The 23,614-nt window shown below is 48.8% G+C and carries 8 protein-coding genes; all 8 read left to right on the forward strand.

The features are described from left to right. Nucleotides 1-3,866 (forward strand): non-ribosomal peptide synthetase (locus tag KI350_RS12230; protein ID WP_212930488.1); only part of this gene is annotated, 3,866 nt, incomplete at its 5' end. 22 nt (nt 3,867-3,888) lie between these two features. Beyond that, entirely contained in the window at nt 3,889-14,679 is a 10,791-nt protein-coding gene (locus tag KI350_RS12235) for a non-ribosomal peptide synthetase (RefSeq protein WP_145685768.1), read from the forward strand. A gap of 17 nt (nt 14,680-14,696) precedes the next feature. Continuing rightward, complete coding sequence (locus KI350_RS12240; RefSeq protein ID WP_212930489.1) at nt 14,697-18,500, forward strand: non-ribosomal peptide synthetase; 3,804 nt, start codon at nt 14,697-14,699, stop codon at nt 18,498-18,500. Nucleotides 18,501-18,737: 237 nt separating this feature from the next. Then, complete coding sequence (locus tag KI350_RS12245; RefSeq protein WP_059231150.1) at nt 18,738-20,078, forward strand: acetyl-CoA carboxylase biotin carboxylase subunit; 1,341 nt, start codon at nt 18,738-18,740, stop codon at nt 20,076-20,078. A 17-nt stretch (nt 20,079-20,095) separates the two neighbouring features. Then, a complete protein-coding gene (locus tag KI350_RS12250; RefSeq protein ID WP_003182452.1) occupies nt 20,096-20,308 on the forward strand; it encodes an acetyl-CoA carboxylase biotin carboxyl carrier protein subunit in 213 nt (70 codons plus the stop codon). Nucleotides 20,309-20,325: 17 nt separating this feature from the next. Next, the gene (locus tag KI350_RS12255; protein WP_059231148.1) at nt 20,326-21,237 is read left to right on the forward strand and encodes a hydroxymethylglutaryl-CoA lyase; all 912 of its coding nucleotides are present in this window, start codon (nt 20,326-20,328) and stop codon (nt 21,235-21,237) included. A gap of 21 nt (nt 21,238-21,258) precedes the next feature. Next, nucleotides 21,259-22,041, forward strand: a complete 783-nt coding sequence (locus tag KI350_RS12260; RefSeq protein ID WP_059231146.1) for an enoyl-CoA hydratase — start codon at nt 21,259-21,261, stop codon at nt 22,039-22,041. Between the two features lie 20 nt (nt 22,042-22,061). Further along, the gene (locus tag KI350_RS12265) at nt 22,062-23,591 is read left to right on the forward strand and encodes an acyl-CoA carboxylase subunit beta (protein WP_059231144.1); all 1,530 of its coding nucleotides are present in this window, start codon (nt 22,062-22,064) and stop codon (nt 23,589-23,591) included. The last annotated feature ends 23 nt before the right edge of the window (nt 23,592-23,614 follow it).

The following is a 23,614-nucleotide window of genomic DNA, read 5'->3' on the forward strand; positions in this document are numbered from 1 at the left end:
TTGCGGGTGATACAGTGTCCCGCACGCTTGATGCGAAAACAACAGCCGGCCTTTACAAGATCGCCCGCGACAACGGCTGCACCCTGTATATGGTTCTTCTCGCCGCGTACAGCACGCTTCTTGCCCGTCTCAGCGGACAGGAGGATATCATCATCGGTTCGCCGATCGCCGGAAGGCCGCACAAAGACTTAGAACCTGTCATCGGCATGTTTGTCAACACATTGGCGATCAGAACGCATCCGGCAGAAAACAAATGTTTCAGCGATTTTTTAAGGGAGGTCCGCGAAACGGCGCTTGAAGCGTTCGAACATCAGGATTATCCGTTTGAGGAGCTTGTCGACCGGCTCGATGTCGTCCGTGATATGAGCCGCAATCCGCTGTTTGACGTTATGTTCGCTCTGCAAAATATGGAGCGGGAATCACTGACTCTGCATGACTTGCATTTGACGACTATAGCTCATGACGCCCATAAAGTCTCTAAGTTTGATATGACTCTTTATGCAGCTGAAGAAGATCAAGAGACAATCCGTTTTGTTGTTGAATTCAATACAGACATCTATCAAAAACAAACGATCAAGAAATGGCTTTCCTACTATATTCATATTCTCCATCATGTGATCGAACATCAGAACATTCATCTCGGAGATATCCATGTATTAGATGAACATGAGACAAGCTCATTCATTCACACATTTAATCAGACAAAACAAGACTACCCGAAACACGAAACGATCAGCCGTTTATTTGAATATCAAGCAGCCAAAACACCTCACGCCCCGGCCGTTATATATGACAGGCAAACCTTGACTTACCGTGAACTAAACGAACGCGCCAACAGAATAGCCGCTGCGCTTCGAGCAAATGGCGTCGGTTCAGAAAGTGTTGTCGCACTATTAACAAGTCGCACCCCTGAACTTGCGGTCGGAATTCTAGGTATTTTAAAAGCCGGCGGAGCCTATCTTCCCGTCACTGAAGACATGCCGACAGAACGGCTGGAATGGATGTTGTCTGACAGCAATGCTGTGATGCTCCTCCAATCAGATCGATTAGAATCTCATATGGCAGGAAAACGGTTATTCATAGAAGACATCCAGCTTGAGGCCGGCATTTCAGCAAACAATCCCGAACAGCAGGGCGGTCCTGATTCTCTCGCTTATATCATGTATACATCCGGATCAACCGGCACGCCAAAAGGCGTAATGGTTGAACAGCGCGGCGTCGTCCGTCTCGTAAAAAACAGCGATATGGCATTTTCACCTGAAGACAGGATTTTATTGACAGCGTCATTGGGATTTGACGCGATGACATATGAAGTATTTGGACCGCTATTAAACGGCGCTTGTTTATACATCAGTGACAAGGAAACTTATTTAGATTCCGATCGGCTCAAGACATTCATACAGCAGAACGGCATCACGACTTTATGGCTGACATCATCCTTATTTAATCAATTATCAGAACAAAATGAACGAACATTTTCCGACCTGTCCAGATTGATTCTCGGCGGAGAAGCCCTGTCGCCAAACCATGTCAATCGCGTTCGCAACGCGGCGCCGAATCTCGCGCTATGGAATGGCTACGGCCCAACGGAAAACACAACATTCTCAACGTGCTTCCGGATTGAACACGAGTATAAGCATTCTATTCCGATCGGCCGCCCAATCGCTAATTCAACCGCTTATATTGTCAACAGCCGCGGGAGATTGCAGCCCATGGGTGTCATCGGAGAATTATGCGTTGGCGGAGACGGGCTAGCCAGAGGCTACTTCGGGAGACCTGAACTGACGAAAGAAAAATTTGTGCCAAATCCCTTCACACCTGGTGAACGAATGTACCGGACCGGTGATTTGGCCCGCTGGCTGAAGGATGGGTCGATTGAATATATCGGCCGGATGGATGATCAAGTAAAAATTCGCGGCTACAGGATTGAGCTGGGAGAAATTGAAGCAGCATTGCGGCAGATTGACGGTGTCAAAGAAGCCGCCGTCATCGTGCGAACCGGTCCCTCAGGACATAAAGAACTCCTTGCCTATATGAGTCTGCAAGCGGAAATGAATATCGAGAAAGTCAGATCCCTTCTTTCTCAGCAATTGCCCGGGTTTATGATCCCGGCGCATTTGGTTGAGCTTGCCGCCTTGCCTCTGACACAAAACGGAAAGCTCGACAGAAGAGCGCTGCCTGAGCCGGAGACCACAGCAATCAACACAGCATACGCCCCTCCGCGCAACCAGCTGGAGGAACGGCTTGCCGTGATCTGGCAAGAGGTGCTCGGCGTTGAAAAAGTCGGGATTGAGGATTCGTTTTTTGAACTGGGAGGCGATTCGATTAAAGCCCTCCAAGTATCTGCGCGCCTTGGACGGTTTGACTTGAAAATCACGGCAGGCGACTTATTCCGCCATCCAACTATTAAAGAAGCCGCGCCTCTCATCCGCAAGACTGAGAGAAATATAGATCAGCGGCCGATTGAAGGAGAAGTACCTTGGACGCCCGTTCAGCGCTGGTTCCTCGCACAGCATATCGAAAAGAGGCAGCATTTCAACCAATCTGTCATGCTTCATAGCTCAGAAGGATTTCAGGAACAGCCGCTTCGAACAGCTTTACAGCATCTTGTCATCCATCATGATGCCCTCCGCATGACAATCATCGATGACGGCGGCCAGCTGCAGCAATTTAACAGGGGAATTCATGGAGAACTTTACAGCCTGAACATAAGAGACCTTTCTAAAACGGCACAATGGGAGAAGCTGATTGAAGACGAAGTCGCTGATTTGCAGCGCAGTATCCATTTGCAAACAGGCCCACTGCTAAAAGCAGGCTTGTTCAACACAATGTCGGGAACTTATTTATTTCTCACCATTCATCATTTGGTCGTCGACGGGGTCTCATGGCGGATTTTGCTTGAGGATTTATCGGCAGCATACAGTCAGGCGGCCACAGGACAACCGGTTCAGCTTCCGCGGAAAACGGACTCATACCAATATTTCGCAAACCGGCTTGCCGAATACGCAGAGAGCAGCAAGGTCATTCGCGAACAATCGTATTGGCGCACTGTTGAAAAAGAAAAAGCCGCTTTACTTTCTTGTGAAAAACCGCATAGCGCTGCGGACAACATTCGGAAAACGGAAAGCTTTACCCTTTCCGAAGAAGACACACACGTTTTAATCCACAAGGTTAACAACGCCTACAACACAGACACCCAGGATATTCTGCTGACGGCAGCATCATTAGCCCTGTGTGATTGGATGGGAGAGAGGAAACTGCGGATCGCGATGGAAGGACATGGGAGAGATCACACCCTTCCTGAATTGGATATCAGCCGGACAGTCGGCTGGTTTACCACAATATATCCTGTGTTGATTGATTTACATGCAGTCGAAGGCGAGTTGGGGCTGGCAGTGAAAACAGTCAAAGATACACTCGGCAGAATACCGGACAAAGGAATGGGATACGGAATTTTGAAATATTTAACATCCTCTGAAAACAAAACAATCCAGTTCAGCAAAGCGCCTGAAATCGGTTTTAATTATTTAGGGCAATTCAATGATACAGAACGCCAACAAAAGTTCAGCTTTTCGGGGCTTGCAAGCGGGAAAGACATTACACCTACATGGCAGCGTGAGCAAACGCTGGAAATGAGCGCCATGGTAAGGCAAAATCAGCTGCATTTCAATTTGAGCTATCCGCCAAGCCGGTTCCATAAAACAACAATGAAACAGCTGCTGCACATGGTGAAACATAATTTGCACCAAATCATCAAACATTGCGCACATAAACAAGAAACAGAGAAAACGGTCAGCGATTTTAGCAGCCAATCGTTAACAGCGGAAGATTTGGACAATATTGCGAGCTTTGTCGAGGAACTGTAGGAACAGGAGGCAGGGAAAAAATATGACAAAAAAACATGAGATTCAGGATATTTATCCGCTTTCTTATATGCAGGAAGGCATGCTATTTCACACCCTTCTTAACAAGGACACACAGGCATACGTCGAACAAGCCTCATTTTCAATGACAGGAAAGGTTGACACAGACATTTTTCAGAAAAGCATCACTGCTCTGTGCGCCCGGCACGATATTTTCAGAACGATTTTTATCAGTCAAAATGTATCCGTTCCGCAGCAGGTCGTCTTAAAAGAACGGACGATCACCGTTGAAGAAAAAGATCTGACTCATTTGGATCGATCCGGCCAGCTTAGATTGATCGATGACGTCAAAAAAACAGACAGAGCCAAAGGATTTCATTTGCAAAAAGATGGATTGATGCGCGTCATTCTTTTTAAAACAGGGGAACGCGAATTTACATGCATATGGAGCTTCCATCACATCATTATGGACGGCTGGTGCCTCGGGATTGTCCTGAAGGAGTTTTTCCATATATACGCTTCCCATTTGCACCAAACACCATTAAAGCTTGAGCCTGCTGTGCCTTACAGAACTTATATTCAATGGCTGATGGAGCAGGACAAAGAAGCCGCCGCCCGGTACTGGGAGGGTTATCTTGAAGGATATGACCAACAGAGCCGGCTGCCGCAGCAAAAAAAAGCGGGCGCCAAAAGCAGACAAGAAGAAGTCACCTTTTCCCTTTCTAAAACAGTTACGGATAAGCTGAAAGAGCTGGCCGCAAAGGAAGAAGTCACATTGAGCACCATTTTTCACACGCTTTGGGGAATGTTGCTGCAAGCTTATAACCAGACGGATGATGCGGTTTTCGGTTCGGTTATTTCCGGCAGGCCGGCTGAAATTGCAGGGATAGAGCGGATGATCGGCCTTTTCATTAACACGGTACCGGTGCGTGTTACCGGTACAAAAGTGCCTTTTGTGAAACTGATTAAACAAGTGCAAAAAGATGCGCTCAATGGGCAGCCGTACAGCTACCACCCGCTCTATGAGATACAGGCGGAATCCACCGTCAAACAAGGCTTAATCGACCATATTCTTGTTTTTGAAAATTATCCTGTTGAAAAAGAAATCGCACTGCTGAACAGTGGACAAGATGCAGAGGATCTGTTTCGCATTCATGATTTCAACATGGAAGACGAGACCAACTACAGCTTTTATCTCATGGTGGCACCAGGTGAAAACATTCATCTCAAAATGAGATTTGATTCCGGCATTCATGAACGTTCTTTCATCGAAAGCGTTAAAGGCCATTTGCAGCATATCATCGCACAAGTGCTGGAAAATCCGAATTTGACCCCGGAGGAATTGACGATCACAACACATCAGGAACAAAAAGACCTGCTCAGCACGTTGAAAATAGAGACTAAACAGCGTGAATATGAAACGATCCAGTCGATGTTCGAACGTCAGGCGGCACAATTCCCTGATGAAAAAGCAATTCACTATGAAGGGCAGTCGATCACTTATAAAGAGCTGAATGAAATGGCCAACAAACTTGCACGCCTTCTCCGAAAACGGGATGTCAAACGCCAGGAGCCGGTCGCGATCATGGTCGAACGTTCTCCCGCATTAGCGGCGGGAGTACTCGGCATTTTAAAAGCGGGCGCGGCATTTGTTCCGATTGACCTGAGCCATCCTGCCGAACGCATTCGCTATTGCATAGAAAACAGCGGCTGTCAGCACATAGTATCACAGCATCATGTGGCGGCTTTAGCAAAGTCAGCCGCAACAAAACGATCTGTGACATTCATAGAAGAAGCAGATGCGGAAAGCGACGGAAGCAATGTCGAGACGGTAAACACTGCGGAAGATTTGCTTTACATCATGTATACATCTGGAACAACGGGGAAGCCGAAGGGAGTTTTATTTGAACATCGAAATATGGCCAATTTGCTTCATGACCAATTTGAAAACTCACGTATTGATTTCAAAACAAATGTGCTCCAGTATGCATCTTGTGCGTTTGACGTCTGCTATCAAGAATTGTTTACAACTTTGCTTAGCGGCGGCACGCTTTGCATCGCGCCTGAATCAATCAAGCGCGACCCAGCTCAGTTGTTTTTGTTGATCAATACACAGCGAACAGAAGTCGTCTTTTTCCCGACGGCTTTTGTGAAGATGCTTTTTAATGAGGAACACTATGCGAACCACTATCCAAACTGTGTGAAGCATGTCATCACTGCGGGGGAGCAATTGACGGTCTCGCATATTTTTAAGGCATTGCTCAAGCGGCACGGCATACACTTGCATAATCATTACGGCCCGGCGGAAACCCATGTCGTCTCGACATGCACCATTCATCCTGAGGACGACATCCCGGGTTCTCCGCCGATCGGAAAACCGATCAGCCATAACGCCATGTATATCCTTGACAAATACAAACGACTTCAGCCCTGCGGTGTAGCAGGAGAGCTTTATATATCAGGCGCGAGCGTCGGGAGAGGATATGTCAATAATCCAATCTTGACAAAACAGAAATTTTTGCCCGATCCATTCAGAGCGGGAGCCGTCATGTATCGAACAGGAGATATAGCAAGGCTTCGTGCAGACGGACAAATGGACTATATCGGCCGGACGGATGATCAAGTGAAAATCAGGGGCTACCGGGTCGAACCTAAGGAAATAGAGGTGACATTGGCAAATCATCCTGCTGTTAAGGAAGCGGTTGTCCTGGTTCAAAAAGACAGTGAAGGGGAACATGAATTGTGCGCATACTACAGCACACGGAAACCGATCGACCCTTCTGCATTGCGTCATGATTTGGCCGACGCCATCCCTGACTACATGATGCCAGTAAAATGGACTGCTGTGCCAGCGATTCCGCTTACAGCAAATGGAAAAGTCGATAAAAGCGCCCTCCCAGAACCGACATCATCCGCATCGCATCAGTCATACGCCGCACCTCGCAATTTGAACGAGCTCAGGCTTTCACAGCTTTGGGAAGGTCTACTGAAAAGGGGGCCGGTCGGCATCCGCGACAACTTTTTTGAACTGGGCGGCCATTCTTTAAAAGCAACATCGCTCATCTCTCGCATCGCCAAAGAATGGAACGTTCAGATTCCGTTAAGTGATGTCTTTGCCCATCCGACCGTAGAAGGGTTGGCAGCAGTCATCAGTGAAGCGGAAGAAAACCCGTTTGCTTCGATTCAGCAAATAGAGAAGAAGGAGACATATCTGGTTTCTTCCGCACAAAAACGGATGTATGTTCTGCACCAGCTTGATGGCGGAGGAGTCAGCTACAACATTCCGGCCGTTTTGGAGCTGACAGGCGAGCTCGATCAACAGAGAGTGGAAGCTGTATTTCGCGAACTGATCCGCCGGCATGAACCCCTTAGGACATCATTCGAAGCAGGAGACGACGGCGAGCCGGTGCAGCGGATTCATGAAAAGGTGCCGTTTGCTTTTTCAAACGAATCTTCATCTGAATCATTTATCCGGCCGTTTGATCTTGGAAAGGCTCCGCTTTTCAGGGCGGGCTTAGCGACCATTGAAAAAGGACGATATCTGCTTTTAGTGGACATGCACCATATTATTTCAGACGGTGTCTCCATCCAATTGCTCATGCAGGAATTCAGCGAGCTGTATAAAGGACTTGAACTGGCTCCGTTGCGCATTCAATACAAAGACTATGCAGCATGGCAAGAAACATTCAAAACAAGCGACATATACAAACGGCAAGAATCGTATTGGCTCAAACAACTGGCCGGTGAGCTGCCAGTGCTCGAATTGCCGACGGACAAACCGCGGCCCCCGGCAAAAAGCTTTGCAGGTGACAGGGTTACGTTCGAGATCAGTCAGGAGCTTACATCACGTTTACAACAGCTCGCAGGAGAAAACAGATGCACACTGTATATGACGCTTCTTGGCATATACACCGTTTTATTATCACGGCTAAGCGGGCAGGAAGAGATCATTGTCGGTTCGCCGATCGCGGGCAGACCGCATGCTGACCTGGAATCCGTGCTCGGAATGTTTGTGAACACATTGGCTTTTCGAACACGTCCGGTGAGCGGAATATCTTTCAAACAATATTTACAGGACATTCGAGAAACAGCGCTAGAAGCCTATGAACACCAGGACTATCCGTTAGAGGAGCTGGTTGACCGCCTCGGCGTTCAGCGGGAGATGAGCCGAAATCCGCTCTTTGATACAACGTTTGCACTGCAAAATATGGAGCGGCAACAATTGTCGATGGAGGGGCTTGAGCTTCGGCAGAAAGATATCAGCCACCCGATTTCTAAATTCGACCTGTCACTGTACATGGCCGAAAGCGGCGGACAAATATATTGTCAGTTTGAATACAGTACAGATTTGTTTGAACGGAAAACGATTCAAAAATGGGCCGATTTTTTTAAAACGTTGGCTAAAAACGCTGCACAGCATCCGGAGCTGGAACTGGACCATTTGTCAATCCTTTCGAAAAAGGAAGAAAGCGCACTTCTGCAAAACCTCAGCCCGATGCAAAAAATGGATTTCCCACTGGATCAGCCGCTTCATCATCAGCTCGAGCAGCAGGCAGAAAAGACGCCTGATCGTCCGGCCGTTTTGGCGGATGGCGTCTCTATCTCCTACAGAGAACTGAATGAACGGGCCAATCAAATTGCATGGAAGCTAATTGGCCTCGGTATTCAACAGGAAGATGTGATTGCCGTGATGGGGAGACGTTCACCAGATATGCTGATTGGAATTTATGGCATTTTAAAAGCGGGAGCTGCTTACGTGCCGATCGACCCTGACTATCCTGAAGAACGAATCCGTTTTTTAATGAAGGACAGCGGCGCAAAGACCTTGCTTGCAGAATCTAATCCATCGATGTTTGAAGGAACCATTTTGCCGCTAGATGGCGGGCGCGGGAATCACGGAGAAGCGGCAGTCAATCCGAATCTCCCGGTACCGCCCGATGCCTTGGCCTATATCATCTATACATCCGGCTCAACGGGACGCCCAAAAGGCGTCATGGTGGAACACAGGTCCGTGGTCAATTTTTTATACTCACTGCAAACCCGCTACTCACTTAACGACTCGGACATCATTCTGCATAAAACGTCTTACTCGTTTGATGCTTCAATATGGGAGCTGTTCTGGTGGCCATTCGCCGGGGCTTCTGTTTATCTGCTTCCTCAAGGAGGGGAAAAAGATCCTGAAATCATCTTAAAAGCGCTGGAGGAAAAGGAAGTTACAGCCGCCCATTTTGTCCCTTCTATGCTTCACTCATTCTTGGAATATATGAATCATAGAAAAAAACCGGCCGACATCAGACATTTAAAAAGAGTCTTTGCAGGCGGCGAGCAGCTGGGGGCGCACCTCGTCTCCCGTTTTCATGAGCTTCTGCCGAGGGTGGAATTGACAAATTCCTACGGACCGACGGAAGCGACGGTAGAAGCGGCATACTTTGATGTCCCTAAAAGGAAAACACTTGACCATGTCCCGATCGGCCGATCAGGACACAATATGAGACTCTATATTTTAAATAAAAAACGGCAGCTTCTGCCGTTCGGCTGTCGAGGGGAACTGTATATCGCAGGCGCGGGCGTCGCAAGGGGCTACTTGAACCGTCCGGAGCTGACAGAAGAACGGTTTCTCGATGACCCCTTTTATTCAGGGGAACGCATGTATCAAACGGGCGATCTGGCGAGATGGCTCCCGGACGGCACCGTTGAATGGCTGGGCCGCATGGACGGTCAAGTGAAAATCCGCGGCTACCGGATCGAACCGGGGGAAGTCGAAGCGGCGCTTCGCCAGATCGACGGCGTGCGGGAAGCGGCGGTTATCGCCCGGACAGAAGGGGAGGAAACCGAGCTTTGCGCCTATATTGAAGGTCAGGATCAACAAACTGTAAGGACAGAGCTGGGCAAACGCCTGCCGGCCTACATGATGCCTTCATCCTTCATCGAGATGAAAGAGTGGCCTGTCACTCCGAGCGGAAAGCTTGACCGCAAGGCGCTGCCCGCTCCCGACAGAGCGCCTGAACGACGCGCTTACACCGCGCCGCAAACCATCACGGAAATGAAGCTCGCCAAGCTTTGGGAAGAGGTGCTGAAATACGGCCCTGCCGGCATTCGCGACCACTTTTTCGAACAAGGCGGCCACTCGCTGAAAGCGACAGCGCTCGTCTCCCGCATCGCCAAAGCGTTTGGCGTGCAGGTGCCGCTGAAGGAGATTTTCGCCAAGCCGACACTGGAAGAGCTCGCAGTCGTGATTCAGGAATTGGATGAAAGCCCGCATGCGGCGATTGAACCGGCGGACAAACAGGACACCTATCCGGTGTCCTCGGCGCAAAAGCGGATGTATGTGCTTCAGCAGCTGGAAGACGGCGGTGTCGGCTACAATATGCCGGCGGCGCTTAAGCTGACAGGACCGCTCGACCGCGCCCGGCTTGATGAAGTATTCAGGCAGCTGATCCGCCGCCACGAATCGCTCAGGACGTCGTTTGAAACCGGGGCAGACGGCGAGCCTGTTCAACGCATTCATGATGATGTCCCGTTTCAGCTGATGGAATTGGCCGCGGCTGAAGACTTTGTCCGTCCGTTCCGGCTTCAAGAAGCGCCGCTTTTCCGCGCCACTCTAGTGAAGGAGGCGGAGGAGAGCCACCTGTTGTTGGTGGACATGCATCACATCATTTCCGACGGGGTGTCTGTCGGCACCTTAATCCGCGAATTCAGCGAACTGTACGCCAACCGGACGCTTCACCCGCTGCGGATTCAATATAAAGACTACGCTGTCTGGCAACAGGCATTCAAACAAGGAGAGGCGTACAACAGACAGGAAGCTTATTGGCTGAAGCAGCTCGACGGAGAGCTGCCGGTGCTGGAGCTTCCAGCCGACAACGCCCGCCCGGCGGTGCGAAGCTTTGCCGGAGATCATGTGTCCTTTTCACTTGATGCGGACACTTCATTCGGCCTTTACAAGATCGCCCGCGACAACGGATGCACCCTGTATATGGTTCTTCTCGCCGCGTACAGCACGCTTCTTGCCCGGCTCAGCGGACAGGAGGATATCATCATCGGTTCGCCGATCGCCGGAAGGCCGCACAAAGACTTAGAACCTGTCATCGGCATGTTTGTCAACACATTGGCGATCAGAACACAGCCGGCCGAAAACAAATGTTTCAGCAATTTCTTAAGAGAGGTCCGCGAAACGGCACTTGAGGCATTTGAACATCAGAATTATCCGTTTGAGGAGCTTGTCGACCGGCTTGATGTCGTCCGTGATATGAGCCGCAATCCGTTGTTTGACGCTATGCTTGTCGTACAAAATATGGATCGCCAAGAGCTTTTCCTGGATGGACTGCATATTCAGCCTGCCGATATGCCTCAAACTGGGGCGAAGTTTGATCTGACGCTGCAAGTTTCAGAAGGGGATGAACGCATACACTTTCGGTTTGAATATGCATCATCTTTATTTAAACAAGATACGATCGAACGCTGGGCATCACATTTCACGACAATGCTTCAGCACATTGTCCACGCACCGCAGACAGCGTTGCCTGCCATCAGCATGCTGACAGCTAAAGAACAACAGCTGCTGATGACAAACTTTAACAGGATGCCGGAACAACACGGCCCTAACATAACCGTTCACGAATTATTCGCCCGTCAGGCGGCAAAATCGCCGAGTGCAACTGCACTCATCACTCGGGAAGGGGTGCTCACTTATCAAGAATTAGACGAATGGTCCAACAAAATAGCGAGAACATTGCAAAATCAAGGGATTGGTCCGGATCTCACTGTAGGTATTATGATTCCTAAATCACCAGGCTTGATCGCAGCCGTTCTCGGAACCTGGAAAGCAGGGGGCGCCTATGTCCCAATTGATCTTGGATATCCGGACGAGCGCAAACAATATGTATTAGCCGACAGCGGAGCTAAGCTGCTGATCACCGATAAAAAAGCAATTCATCAAGTACCTGATGGTTTTAAAGGCGAAGTGCTTCTGATTGAAGATGTACAGGAACAGGACACCTCACCTATTCTAACTGCTTCCGGGCCTGATCATTTGGCTTATATCATTTATACATCAGGTACGACGGGCAATCCAAAAGGCGTCATGGTGGAACACAGAGGAGTCGCTTATACAGTTCAGTGGCGCAGTGCTTTTTATGAATTTCATGATCATGATATCGCGCTTCAGCTTTCCTCATTTTCTTTTGACGCATTTGTCACAAGTATGTTTGCGCCGCTTATATCAGGAGTGCAGACCGTTATCCCGGCTGAGGAAGAAGCGAAAGACATTCTCGCTATTAAACAATATCTAGCCGATTACGGCATTACGCATATGAATCTCGTTCCGATTCTATACCGGACACTGCTTGACGTATTGCAGCCGGAAGATGTACAAACACTGCGACTTGTCACATTAGGAGGCGAAGCGATTGAACCGAATTTGCTGGAGCGCAGTTTCTCGCTCAGCCCTGACATAGAGATTTCCAATGAATACGGGCCGACAGAGAGCAGCATCACGGCCACTGCGGCCAGAAGATTGAAACGAGAAGAAAACATCACGATCGGCCGGCCGATCGGCTATACAAATGTTTATATTTTAAAAGGAGATCACTTGCAGCCTATCGGTGTCACCGGAGAACTTTGCATTACAGGACCGGGGCTTGCAAGAGGATATATCAATCTCCCTGAGCAAACGGCAAAAGCTTTCGTTCAAGATCCGTTCCATCCAGATCAGCGCATGTATCGGACGGGGGATTTGGCGAAATGGCTGCCGGACGGCACACTGCAGTATGTCGGCAGGATTGATGAACAAGTCAAAATCAGAGGCTACCGAATCGAGATAAAAGAAGTGGAAGCGGCACTCTCCGGCCTTGCCGTAGTAAAAGAAGCGGCAGTGGTGGATTCTGTTACCGCAGCAGGTCATAAGGAACTGTGCGCTTATATCGTTGTTGAAGACGGCGCAGATTGCGGCATGGTGCGCAAAGCTTTGGCCAAAAAAGTGCCGTCTTACATGGTACCGGCGTTTTTCCAAACGCTTGATGCATTGCCTACCATGCCAAACGGGAAGCTGAATAAGCCCGCACTGGCAAAGATCCCGCACAAGGGAGAGACTAGGCAAACATTTACGGCTCCGGCCACTGATATTGAAAAAGAATTGGCTGCCATCTGGCGCGGGGTGCTCGGTGTGGACAAGATCGGAATTGTTGAATCATTTTTTGAGCTTGGCGGAGATTCCATTAAGGCATTGCAAGTCTCCGCGAGATTGCATCAATCAGGAAAGCAATTGGCCGTAAAAGATATCTTCAGCCATCCGACAATCCAAGAATTGGCGCCATATGTCCGTTTATCACAACAACCGATCAGCCAAGCATCTGTAGAAGGCGAGATGACATGGTCACCGGTGCAAAAATGGTTCCTGTCTCAAGATATAAAAGAAGCCCACCATTTTAATCAGTCGGTTATGCTGCATCGGTCAAATCCGTTAGATGAAGATGCATTGAGGAAAACGCTAAAAGCGATAACCGTCCATCACGATGCACTCAGGCTCATATGCGCCAAAGATGAACAAGGGAACTTGCGCCTGTACAATCGTCCAGCGAACATCGGAGAGGACCAGCTTTACAACTTGCGAATCTTCAATCTGGCCGGCGAACCAAAAGATCATGAACACATTATCAAACACCAAGTTCGTGAGCTGCAAAAAGCAATGGACTTGGAAAACGGGCCGCTGGTGCAAGTCGGGCTTTTCCGCTCAAGCGAAGGAGATGACTTGTTTCTTGCTATCCATCACTTGGCCGTCGACGGCATATCATGGCGGATTATCCTGGAAGACTTGGCATCCGTCTATGAGCAGGCGATTCGCGGAGATGACATAGCACTCCCGCCAAAAACCGCATCATTCCAGACATATACCGAGCAATTAGCCAAGTATGCAGAAAGCCGGCGGTTATTACAGCAAGCAGACTATTGGCGCGCCATCGAACAACATGAAACAGTTGCACTGCCAAAAGATCAGACACATATCGACAAAACCGCTTTGAAAAAACGTAACACCGTATCATTTACTTTAGCTCAACAAGAAACAGACGCGATTCTAAAAGATGTGCACAATGCTTACAATACGGATACCCAAGACCTGCTATTGGCGTCAGCGGTACTCGCTATATGGCAATGGGTGCCGCAAAAGGCGCTAAAAATCGCGCTTGAAGGGCATGGCCGTCAATCTGAGGCGGCACATCACGATATCAGCCGAACTGTAGGGTGGTTTACTTCCATATATCCAGTATTGCTTCAACTTGAACCCAATACATGGGATGACCATCATGAAGAATATATGATCCGCGCATTAAAAATAACAAAAGACACGTTAAGGCGGATACCTGATAAAGGATTTGGATACGGTGTTCTCAAATATATGACACCGCCTGAAAAAGCAAAGATCAAATTCGGCAAAGCACCTGATATCACCTTTAACTATTTAGGACAATTTGAAATCGGAAACCGTGCGCAAACCGAAACAGAACAGCTTGATGCATTTACATTTTCTCCTTTGGGGGGCGGCGAAGATATCACCGGCACTTGGAAGCGTGAACAGTCGCTGGATATCAGCGCACTCGTAGCCGAAGGCAAACTGACCGTTAACATGACATATGAAACAGGGCGTTTTCAAAAAAAAACCATTGAGCGGCTTTCCCAAGATTGTCAGTACTATCTCAGAAAGCTGATGAACCATTGCCTCGGCAAAACTGAAACAGAAAAGACCGTCAGCGACTTTGATGATCGCGAGCTGACCGAGGAAGCTTTTAAAAATATAACCGACTTACTCGGATTTCATTAAACGAGCGGAGGGAAACAATGGATCATACACAAAAAATCCAAAACATTTATCCTTTAAGCCACATGCAGGAAGGAATGCTTTTTCATTCTTTCCTGCAAGACGAAGGAACCGCATATATTGAACAGTCCGTCTTCACAATAAGGGGTCAGATCCATTTAGACTGGTTTCAACAAAGTGTCCAATCGATCATTGACCGCCACGATATTTTCAGAACGGTTTTTTTGCCTCATGTTGCCGGGCTGAAAGAACCGCGCCAGGTCGTTTTACGCGATCGATCCTTTCAATTGCATGCTGAAGACTTGACCGAAATGCCGGAGACCGATCAAACCGCATATATCAGCCAGTTTAAAGAGCGGGATCGGCAGAAAGGCTTCAATCTGCAAAAAGATATGCTGATGCGTATTTCTCTGTTCAAAACGGCGCCGGAACAACACGTATGTGTATGGAGCCATCACCACATCTTAATGGACGGCTGGTGTCTCGGGATCGTACTCCAAGAATTTATGCAGTTGTACGAAGCCATCTATACGGGTGAATCTGTGCCTTTAGATCCTGTTCAGCCATACAGCGCATATATTTCCTGGTTGTATGATCAGGACAAAGACAAAGCCAAGGAATATTGGAAGAACTACTTGACAGACTTCAATGCGCCAACAGGTCTTCCAAAAGTGTCTGCAAAACCTGCTGAAAAGGGATATCGGCAGAAAGAGCTGATGTTTTCATTAGACCGAAAGTTGACAGCCAGACTCAAAACAATCGCCAAACAGCATGGAGCCACACTCGCCACTCTCATACAAACCGTGTGGGGCTTAATGCTTCAGCGCTATAACCGGACAGATGATGTCGTGTTCGGCTCTGTCGTTTCCGGCCGTCCTTCCGTGATTCCGGGTGTTGAGAAGATCATCGGTTTATTTATCAATACTGTGCCGGTTCGAATCAAGACCGAGAGCGAAAATGAAACCTTTTCAGAGCTGCTTCGCCGCTCCCAAAAAGAAAGGCTCGCTCAAGACATGTTCAACTTTTATCCATTGGCTGACATTCAGTCGCAAATCACTTTCAAACAGCATGCGATTGACCATATTTTCGTTTTTGAAAACTACCCTTTGCAGCAAATGCAAGACTCGGCAAACCGCGCCGAATCACCGCTTCAGATCGAAAATGTAAAAGTGTCGGAGCAATCAGGCTACAACTTCAACCTCATGATTGCCCCGGATGATGAACTTGTCATCAAGTTCATCTACAATGCAAACGTTTATGATGAATCATGGATTGACTGTGTGAGGGGCCACCTGCTGGAAGCTTTGCGAAGAGCGGCGGAGGACACCGATATCCCCGCCTCCAGGCTGCCGATGATCGCGCCTGACGAAAAAGCCCGGATCATCGGGGCATTCAACGATACAAAAACAGATTACGATACGAACAAAACAATCACTGACTTGTTTTCCAATCAAGTAGAGAAAACGCCGGAGCATATCGCACTACATGCCGGCGGCTTGACGATGACATACCGAGAGCTGGATCAAACATCCACTGCATGGGCCCGCATCTTCCAAGAACAAGGCTTAAAGAAAAACGGAATTGCCGGCATTTTAGCAGAGCATTCACCTGAATTCATCATCGGAGTTCTTGCCGTTTTGAAAGCAGGCGGCGCCTATCTCCCGCTCGATGCCGAACTGCCGCCTGAACGGATCAGCTGCATGCTGAAAGAAAGCGGGGCGGACGTATTGGCCGTTCAGAAAGGACTCAAGACGAACATTGATTTTCCGAAAAAAGTGTTGATATCCAAGGAAGCGAAATTGGCACCTGTCAGCGATATAAACATAAATACGTGTCCGGATGATCTGGCTTATATCATGTATACATCAGGTTCGACAGGCAAACCAAAGGGCGTAATGATTTCGCACCGCAATGTCGTATCACTGATCTCAAACAGCAATTACACATCAGCCGATACAAATGACCGATTGATCTTAACCGGTTCACTCGGCTTTGACGCCATCACATTTGAAATATTCGGAGCGCTCCTGAAAGGAGCATGTCTTCATGTGATTGACCGCTCGACGATGTTGACTCCTGCCCGTTTTGGCAGCTATTTGCTTCACCATGATATCACAGTGCTGTTTTTAACAACGGCTCTCTTTAACCAGCTGGCACAAGCCCAGCCGGACATGTTTTCAGGGCTCTCCACTTTATATGTCGGCGGGGAAGCTTTGACGCCTGCACTGATGAATACGGTCAGACATCGGTGCCCAAACCTGAAGCTTTATAACATATATGGTCCGACGGAAAATACAACATTCTCTACATTTTATGAAGTCAAGCAAGATTTTTCACAAGCGATTCCCATCGGAAAACCGATCAGCAATTCAAATGCCTTTATTGTTGACGAGAGCGGTCAGCTCGCGCCGATCGGCGTGCCTGGCGAACTTTGCGTCGGCGGTGATGGGGTTGCAAAAGGATATTTGCACAGACCTGATTTGACGAGTGAAGCATTTGTAGAGCATCCGTTTCAACCAGGTGAAAAAATGTACAAAACCGGCGATCTGGCGCGCTGGCTGCCAGACGGCAACTTAGAATATATCAGCCGGATGGACCGGCAAATCAAAATTCGCGGCAAACGAACAGAACCGGCTGAAATAGAAGCGCGGCTCATCGAGATTGAAGGCGTTCAAGAAGCGGCTGTCATCATTGAAGAAAAAAACGAAGAAGCGTTCCTTATCGCATACTATGTAAGCGATGATCAAACAGAGGAAAAAACGATCCGTTCATTACTATCAAGGCAGCTTCCCGACTATATGATTCCTGATGATTGGGTTAAACTGGACCGCATGCCTCTTTCGGCAAACGGCAAAATCGACCGCCGCGCGCTGCCTGCACCTGAGCAAAAAACGGCTTTGAAACAGATCGTGCCGCCAAGAAACTGGGTCGAAAAAGAACTGATTGACATATGGAAACCTATCCTTGGCGTGAAGGAGCTCGGTATAGAAGATGACTTTTTTGAACTTGGCGGTCATTCGCTAAAGGCTCTTCAAGTCATTCACCAGCTGAAAAACAGCCAGGGGATCGATATTCCGATTGAATTATTATTCGAGAATCCGACAATTGAACAATTGGCCGAACAGCTGTTTTCACATGAGCTGCGCGCCTCGGCCGTACAGCATGTCAGCAGACTGAATCCGCCGACCGGAGTGAACCTTTTCTGCTTTCCTCCCATTTCGGGCTTCGGGATATTTTATAAAGATCTCGCTGCCAAGCTAAACGGCATAGCGACCGTGTACGGATTTAACTTTATTGAAGAAGACAGCCGTATGGAACAATACGTGAACAACATCATCCAAAAACAGCCTCGGGGCCCTTATATCCTGCTGGGATATTCAGCGGGAGGCAACACGGCTTTTGAGATTGTCAAAGAAATGGAAAATCGCGGTTTGGAGGTCAGCGATCTCATTATTGTCGATGCGTATCAAAAGAAACAAGCATTGCCGCCACAGCCAAGCAGCACCTCGGCAGAACATGTTCCCGCTCACCTCAGGGAAGCAGTCATCAAAAAGACGGCAAACTATCAAAAATATTGGGCACAATTAATCAATGGCGGCCAAATCAACGCAAACATCCACTTTATTGAAGCCGGCATTCAGACGGATCAAATTGACAGATTCATATTGCAAAAATGGGCCGACGCCACAACAAGAAACTATCAAGAGTATAAAGGAGCCGGGCCGCATCAGGATATGTTCGAAACCGACTTTCTGTCAAAAAACGCCGAGATCATTCAACATATCCTCACAAACAGCGGCAAACATGCAGAGCATTCCCGGTAAAAGCCGTCCAAACACAACAGGCCTGAGCCAAAACATTGAGAGTTCTAAAGCGATTTCTTCAGCTTTAGGACTTTTTTCTTTCAAATCATCATAAGCTGTAAAGAACAGACAAGACCCGGCTGAACCTATGGCAGGAAACAGGATAAGCTACTTCACTTTCGAATTCGCACAATGAATAAATGAAGACGCTTTCAAATTTCATTTCAGACACTTTTGAATATGAAAGGGGGCATTTTTTTGTTTCAAAAATTGCTTATCGCCAATCGCGGCGAAATCGCACTTCGGATCATTCGAACTTGTAAACGGCTCGGGATTCAGACAGCTGCCGTCTACTCTGAAGCGGATGCTGAGTCCCTGCATGTTAAAGCTGCAGATGAAGCCTGGCTGATCGGCAAACCGCGGGTCAGTGAAAGCTATTTAAATATCGAAAAAATCATCGAAACCGCTAAAAAAGCGGGGGTCTGTGCCATCCACCCGGGATACGGCCTGCTTTCCGAGAACAGCCGTTTTGCCGAAAGATGCCTGCAGGAAAATATCACGTTTATCGGTCCGCCGCCTGATGTGATTGCCAAAATGGGAAGCAAAATTGAAGCGAGACAAGCGATGGAACAAGCCGGGATTCCCGTCGTTCCCGGCGTGACAAAAAGCTTGGCCGGTCTGAATGAAGCCAAGGCTCTTGCCGAATCCATCGGCTATCCCGTGATGCTCAAGGCTTCTCTTGGAGGCGGAGGCATCGGAATGCAGCTGATCCGTAATGAAAGCGAATTAGCAAAAGCATATGAAGGCAGCCAAAAACGAGCCGCCGATTTTTTCGGAGACGGGGCTATGTACATCGAGAAATATATCGAAGATGCAAGACATATCGAGATTCAGATTTTAACAGACGAATACGGAAATGCCGTCTATCTTTGGGAACGGGACTGTTCGATTCAGAGACGCCAGCAAAAAATCATCGAAGAAGCACCTGCTCCGTTATTCGATGAAAACATGCGCGCGAAGCTCGGTGAAGCGGCCGTGAAAGCCGCGCTGTCGATCGGCTATGCCAACGCCGGGACAATCGAGTTTTTAGTAGACAGCAAGAATCATTTTTATTTTCTCGAAATGAATACCCGCCTGCAGGTCGAACACCCGGTGACAGAAGAAATTACAGGGCTCGACATTGTCGAAGAACAGCTCAATATCGCAGCAGGCAAAGCGCTTCCGTATAAGCAAAAAGACATTCGGCGGGACGGACATGCGATCGAAGTCAGAATCTGTGCCGAAGATCCGAAAACATTTTTCCCTTCGCCGGGACGGATCACGGACCTTAAGCTGCCTGAGCACCCGAATGTCCGTCATGAATGCGCAGCAGCCCCAGGTATGAACATTACTCCGTATTACGATCCGATGATCGCCAAGATGATCGTCAAAGGAAATAGCAGAGATGAAGCTATCCGCACATTGGCCGAAGCGCTCTCACAATATCAAGTGAAAGGCATTAAAACAAACATTCCGCTGCTTGAAGACATCGTACGTTCTGACGAATTCCGAAAAGGCGGGGTCCAAACCGATTTTATCAGTCGCTATCAGTCAAAATGAAATCAAGGAGGCGTGCCATGAATACTGTTGTCACCAATATGGCGGGAAACGTGTGGAAAATATTAGTGAAGGCAGGAGACAAAATCGAAAAGGGGCAGGAAGTCGCCATTTTAGAATCGATGAAAATGGAGATTCCGATTGTCGCCGAAACGGCCGGCACCGTCAAAACCGTCAGAAAAAACGAAGGTGATTTTGCCGATGAAGGGGACGTCTTATTGGAGCTTCAATAAGGTCTGGAGGATGGCAAATGAACGTACCGAAGAAAATTTTCATTAAAGAAGTCGGGCCGCGCGACGGTCTGCAAAATGAAGAAACCGCACTCTCGACTGCCGATAAAATCACCTGGATCGACATGCTTTCCCAAACAGGGCTTTCATATATCGAAATCACTTCATTCGTCCATCCTAAGTGGATTCCTGCACTGTCTGATGCCCTTGACGTCGCCAAAGGCATTAACCGGAAGCCGGGCGTCACCTACGCAGCCCTTATTCCGAACCGAAAAGGGCTGGAACGGTCTCTCGAAGGAGGGATCGATGAAGCTTCTGTTTTTATGTCGGCAAGCGAGACACACAACCGGAAAAATATTAACAAATCGATCGGAGAAACGCTTCCCGTCTTACAGGAAGTCACCGGGGCAGCGAAACAAGCAGGTCTCACCGCCAGAGCCTACCTGTCCACCGTATTTGGCTGTCCTTATGAGCATTACGTTCCATTGGAGCAAATCATACGCATCTCTGAAGCGCTTTTCGACATGGGGATCGACGAGCTTTCTCTCGGAGATACGATCGGCGCAGCAAATCCCGTACAAGTTCAAAAGGTGCTTGACGTACTTTTAAAACGCTTTCCGAAAGAGAATATCGCCCTTCATTTTCATGATACGAGAGGAATGGCGCTCGCCAACATGATCGCAGCGATGGATATGGGAATCACCGTATTTGACGCATCATGCGGCGGGCTGGGCGGCTGTCCTTATGCACCGGGAGCCACGGGAAATGCGGCAACTGATGATTTGATTTACATGTGCGCCCAGATGGGCGTCGAAACCGGAGTTGATCTCAGTAAGCTGCTTTCAGCTGCCAAATGGATCGAAGACAAAACCGGAAGAGAGCTGCCAAGCCGAAATTTGCAGGCGGCGAAATCAAAGAATTGCTTTTCATAGATTGAGGAGGAGGAAGACCGAATGGAGTCCAATGTTCTTTATTCCATCAACGAGCAGGCGGTCGCCGTGTTGACGTTGAACAGACCGCAGGCTGCAAATGCCCTCTCGCTCGGACTTCTCGACGACCTTCAGCATATCCTTCGCGATATCCGTTCAAACCGGGCCGTCCGCTGTGTCATTATCACGGGAAAAGGGGACAGGACGTTTTGTGCAGGTGCTGATTTAAAGGAAAGAGCCCGCATGAGCCGCACAGAAGTGAAGCAGGCCGTTTCCATGATTCAACAAGTGGTCAGCGAGACGGAAAAACTGCCGCAGCCCGTCATCGCTTCATTAAACGGAAGCGCTTTGGGAGGGGGGCTGGAGCTTGCATTGGCGTGCGACATCAGGATCGCGGCCGAACATATTGAACTCGGCCTCCCCGAAACAACGCTTGCGATCATTCCCGGGGCAGGGGGAACACAGCGGCTGCCCCGCTTAATCGGCAGGGGAAAGGCGAAAGAAATGATCTATACCGGCTGCCGCATCAGCGCCGAAGAAGCGCAAAAGATCAGCTTAGTTGAACATGTCGTTCCGCTTCAAAAGTTAAAGGAAACGGCCGAAAGTATCGCAGCGAACATCGCGGCGAATGGACCGATTGCCGTCAGACAGGCGAAGTTCGCCATCAATCAAGGGCTTGAGACAGATATCGAAACTGGACTCGCGATTGAACAAAAAGCTTATGAACTGACGATTCCGACGAAAGACAGAACAGAAGGGCTGAAAGCTTTTACAGAAAAGCGGAAGCCGTATTATACGGGAGAATAAAACGAACGGGGGGACAGCCGATGCCGGCCGAAAAGGAATTGTATGAACGCGTCCGCCGGATTCAGGAAGGCGGAGCGCAAAAATACCATGAAGCCAATGAGAAAAAAGGGAAATTATTTGTCAGAGACCGATTAAAGCTGCTGCTTGATGGAGGCCTCGACCTTGAGGACGCGTTTTTTGCCAATTGCATGGCTGACGGGCTTCCGGCAGACGGAGTCGTTACGGGAATCGGAAAAATCGGCGGCCGAACCGTTTGCGTCATGGCTAATGATTCAACGGTTAAAGCAGGATCATGGGGAGCGAGAACCGTCGAAAAAATCATCCGCATTCAAGAAACAGCCGAAAAGCTGAATTGTCCGCTTCTTTATTTGGTCGATTCGGCAGGCGCAAGGATTACGGATCAAGTTGACATGTTTCCGGGGCGAAGAGGAGCAGGGCGGATTTTTTATCAGCAAGTCAAATTATCCGGGCGCATCCCGCAAATCTGTCTTTTGTTCGGGCCTTCAGCGGCAGGCGGCGCCTACATACCGGCTTTTTGCGATATCGTCATCATGGTCGAAGGCAATGCCTCGATGTATTTAGGCTCACCGCGCATGGCAGAAATGGTGATCGGCGAAAAAGTGTCGCTTGAAGAAATGGGCGGAGCGCGAATGCACTGTTCTGTTTCAGGCTGCGGAGACATTCTTGCCGAAACGGAAGAAGATGCGATCAAGTCGGCGCGCCAATATCTTTCCTACTTTCCGCCGAACTACACCGAGAAAGCGCCTGTCATTGAAGCGAAACCCGCCCGTCCGTTTGACCGGCCGTTGGAGGAGATCATTCCGAAAAACCAAAACGCACCGTTTCAAATGATGGATTTAATCGATCGGATCATTGATGAAGCGTCTTTTTATGAGATCAAAAAATTGTTCGCACCAGAGCTGATCACCGGCTTGGCAAGGATTCACGGGCAGCCTGTCGGCATCATCGCCAACCAGCCTCGGGTCAAAGGCGGTGTATTGTTTCACGATTCGGCAGACAAAGCTGCAAAGTTTATCAATTTGTGTGATGCCTATCATATCCCGCTGCTGTTTCTGGCTGATATCCCCGGCTTTATGATCGGAACGAAAGTCGAGAGGGCGGGTATTATCAGACACGGTGCGAAAATGATTTCAGCGATGGCCGAAGCAACCGTGCCGAAAATATCCGTCATCGTCAGGAAAGCTTATGGCGCAGGCTTGTATGCGATGGCTGGGCCGGCCTTTGAGCCTGACTGCTGTCTGGCGCTGCCTACGGCTCAGATTGCCGTGATGGGTCCTGAAGCAGCGGTAAATGCAGTTTATGCCAAAAAAATCGCGGAATTGCCTGAAGAGGAGCGGTCCGCCTTCATTGCCGAAAAACGGGAAGAATACCAAAAAGACATCGACATTTACCGGCTTGCTTCAGAAATGATTGTCGACGGGATCATTCCGGCCGATTCGCTGCGTACGGAACTCATCAAACGGCTGAATGCATATATGACCAAATCCATGATATTTACGGAACGGAAGCATCCTGTTTATCCCGTCTAAAGGCCAATGAAACGAAAAGGGGG

It is taken from the genome of Bacillus sp. J41TS8 (genome assembly GCF_018333035.1).
GTDB classification, from domain to species: Bacteria; Bacillota; Bacilli; order Bacillales; family Bacillaceae; genus Bacillus; species Bacillus paralicheniformis.

Excerpts from the sequence above, each read along its gene's own strand:
- KI350_RS12235 (WP_145685768.1), top strand. The coding sequence starts at position 3,889 with ATGACAAAAAAACATGAGATTCAGGATATTTATCCGCTTTCTTATATG.
- KI350_RS12265 (WP_059231144.1), top strand. The coding sequence starts at position 22,062 with ATGCCGGCCGAAAAGGAATTGTATGAACGCGTCCGCCGGATTCAGGAA.
- KI350_RS12240 (WP_212930489.1), top strand. The coding sequence starts at position 14,697 with ATGGATCATACACAAAAAATCCAAAACATTTATCCTTTAAGCCACATG.
- KI350_RS12250 (WP_003182452.1), top strand. The coding sequence starts at position 20,096 with ATGAATACTGTTGTCACCAATATGGCGGGAAACGTGTGGAAAATATTA.
- KI350_RS12255 (WP_059231148.1), top strand. The coding sequence starts at position 20,326 with ATGAACGTACCGAAGAAAATTTTCATTAAAGAAGTCGGGCCGCGCGAC.
- KI350_RS12260 (WP_059231146.1), top strand. The coding sequence starts at position 21,259 with ATGGAGTCCAATGTTCTTTATTCCATCAACGAGCAGGCGGTCGCCGTG.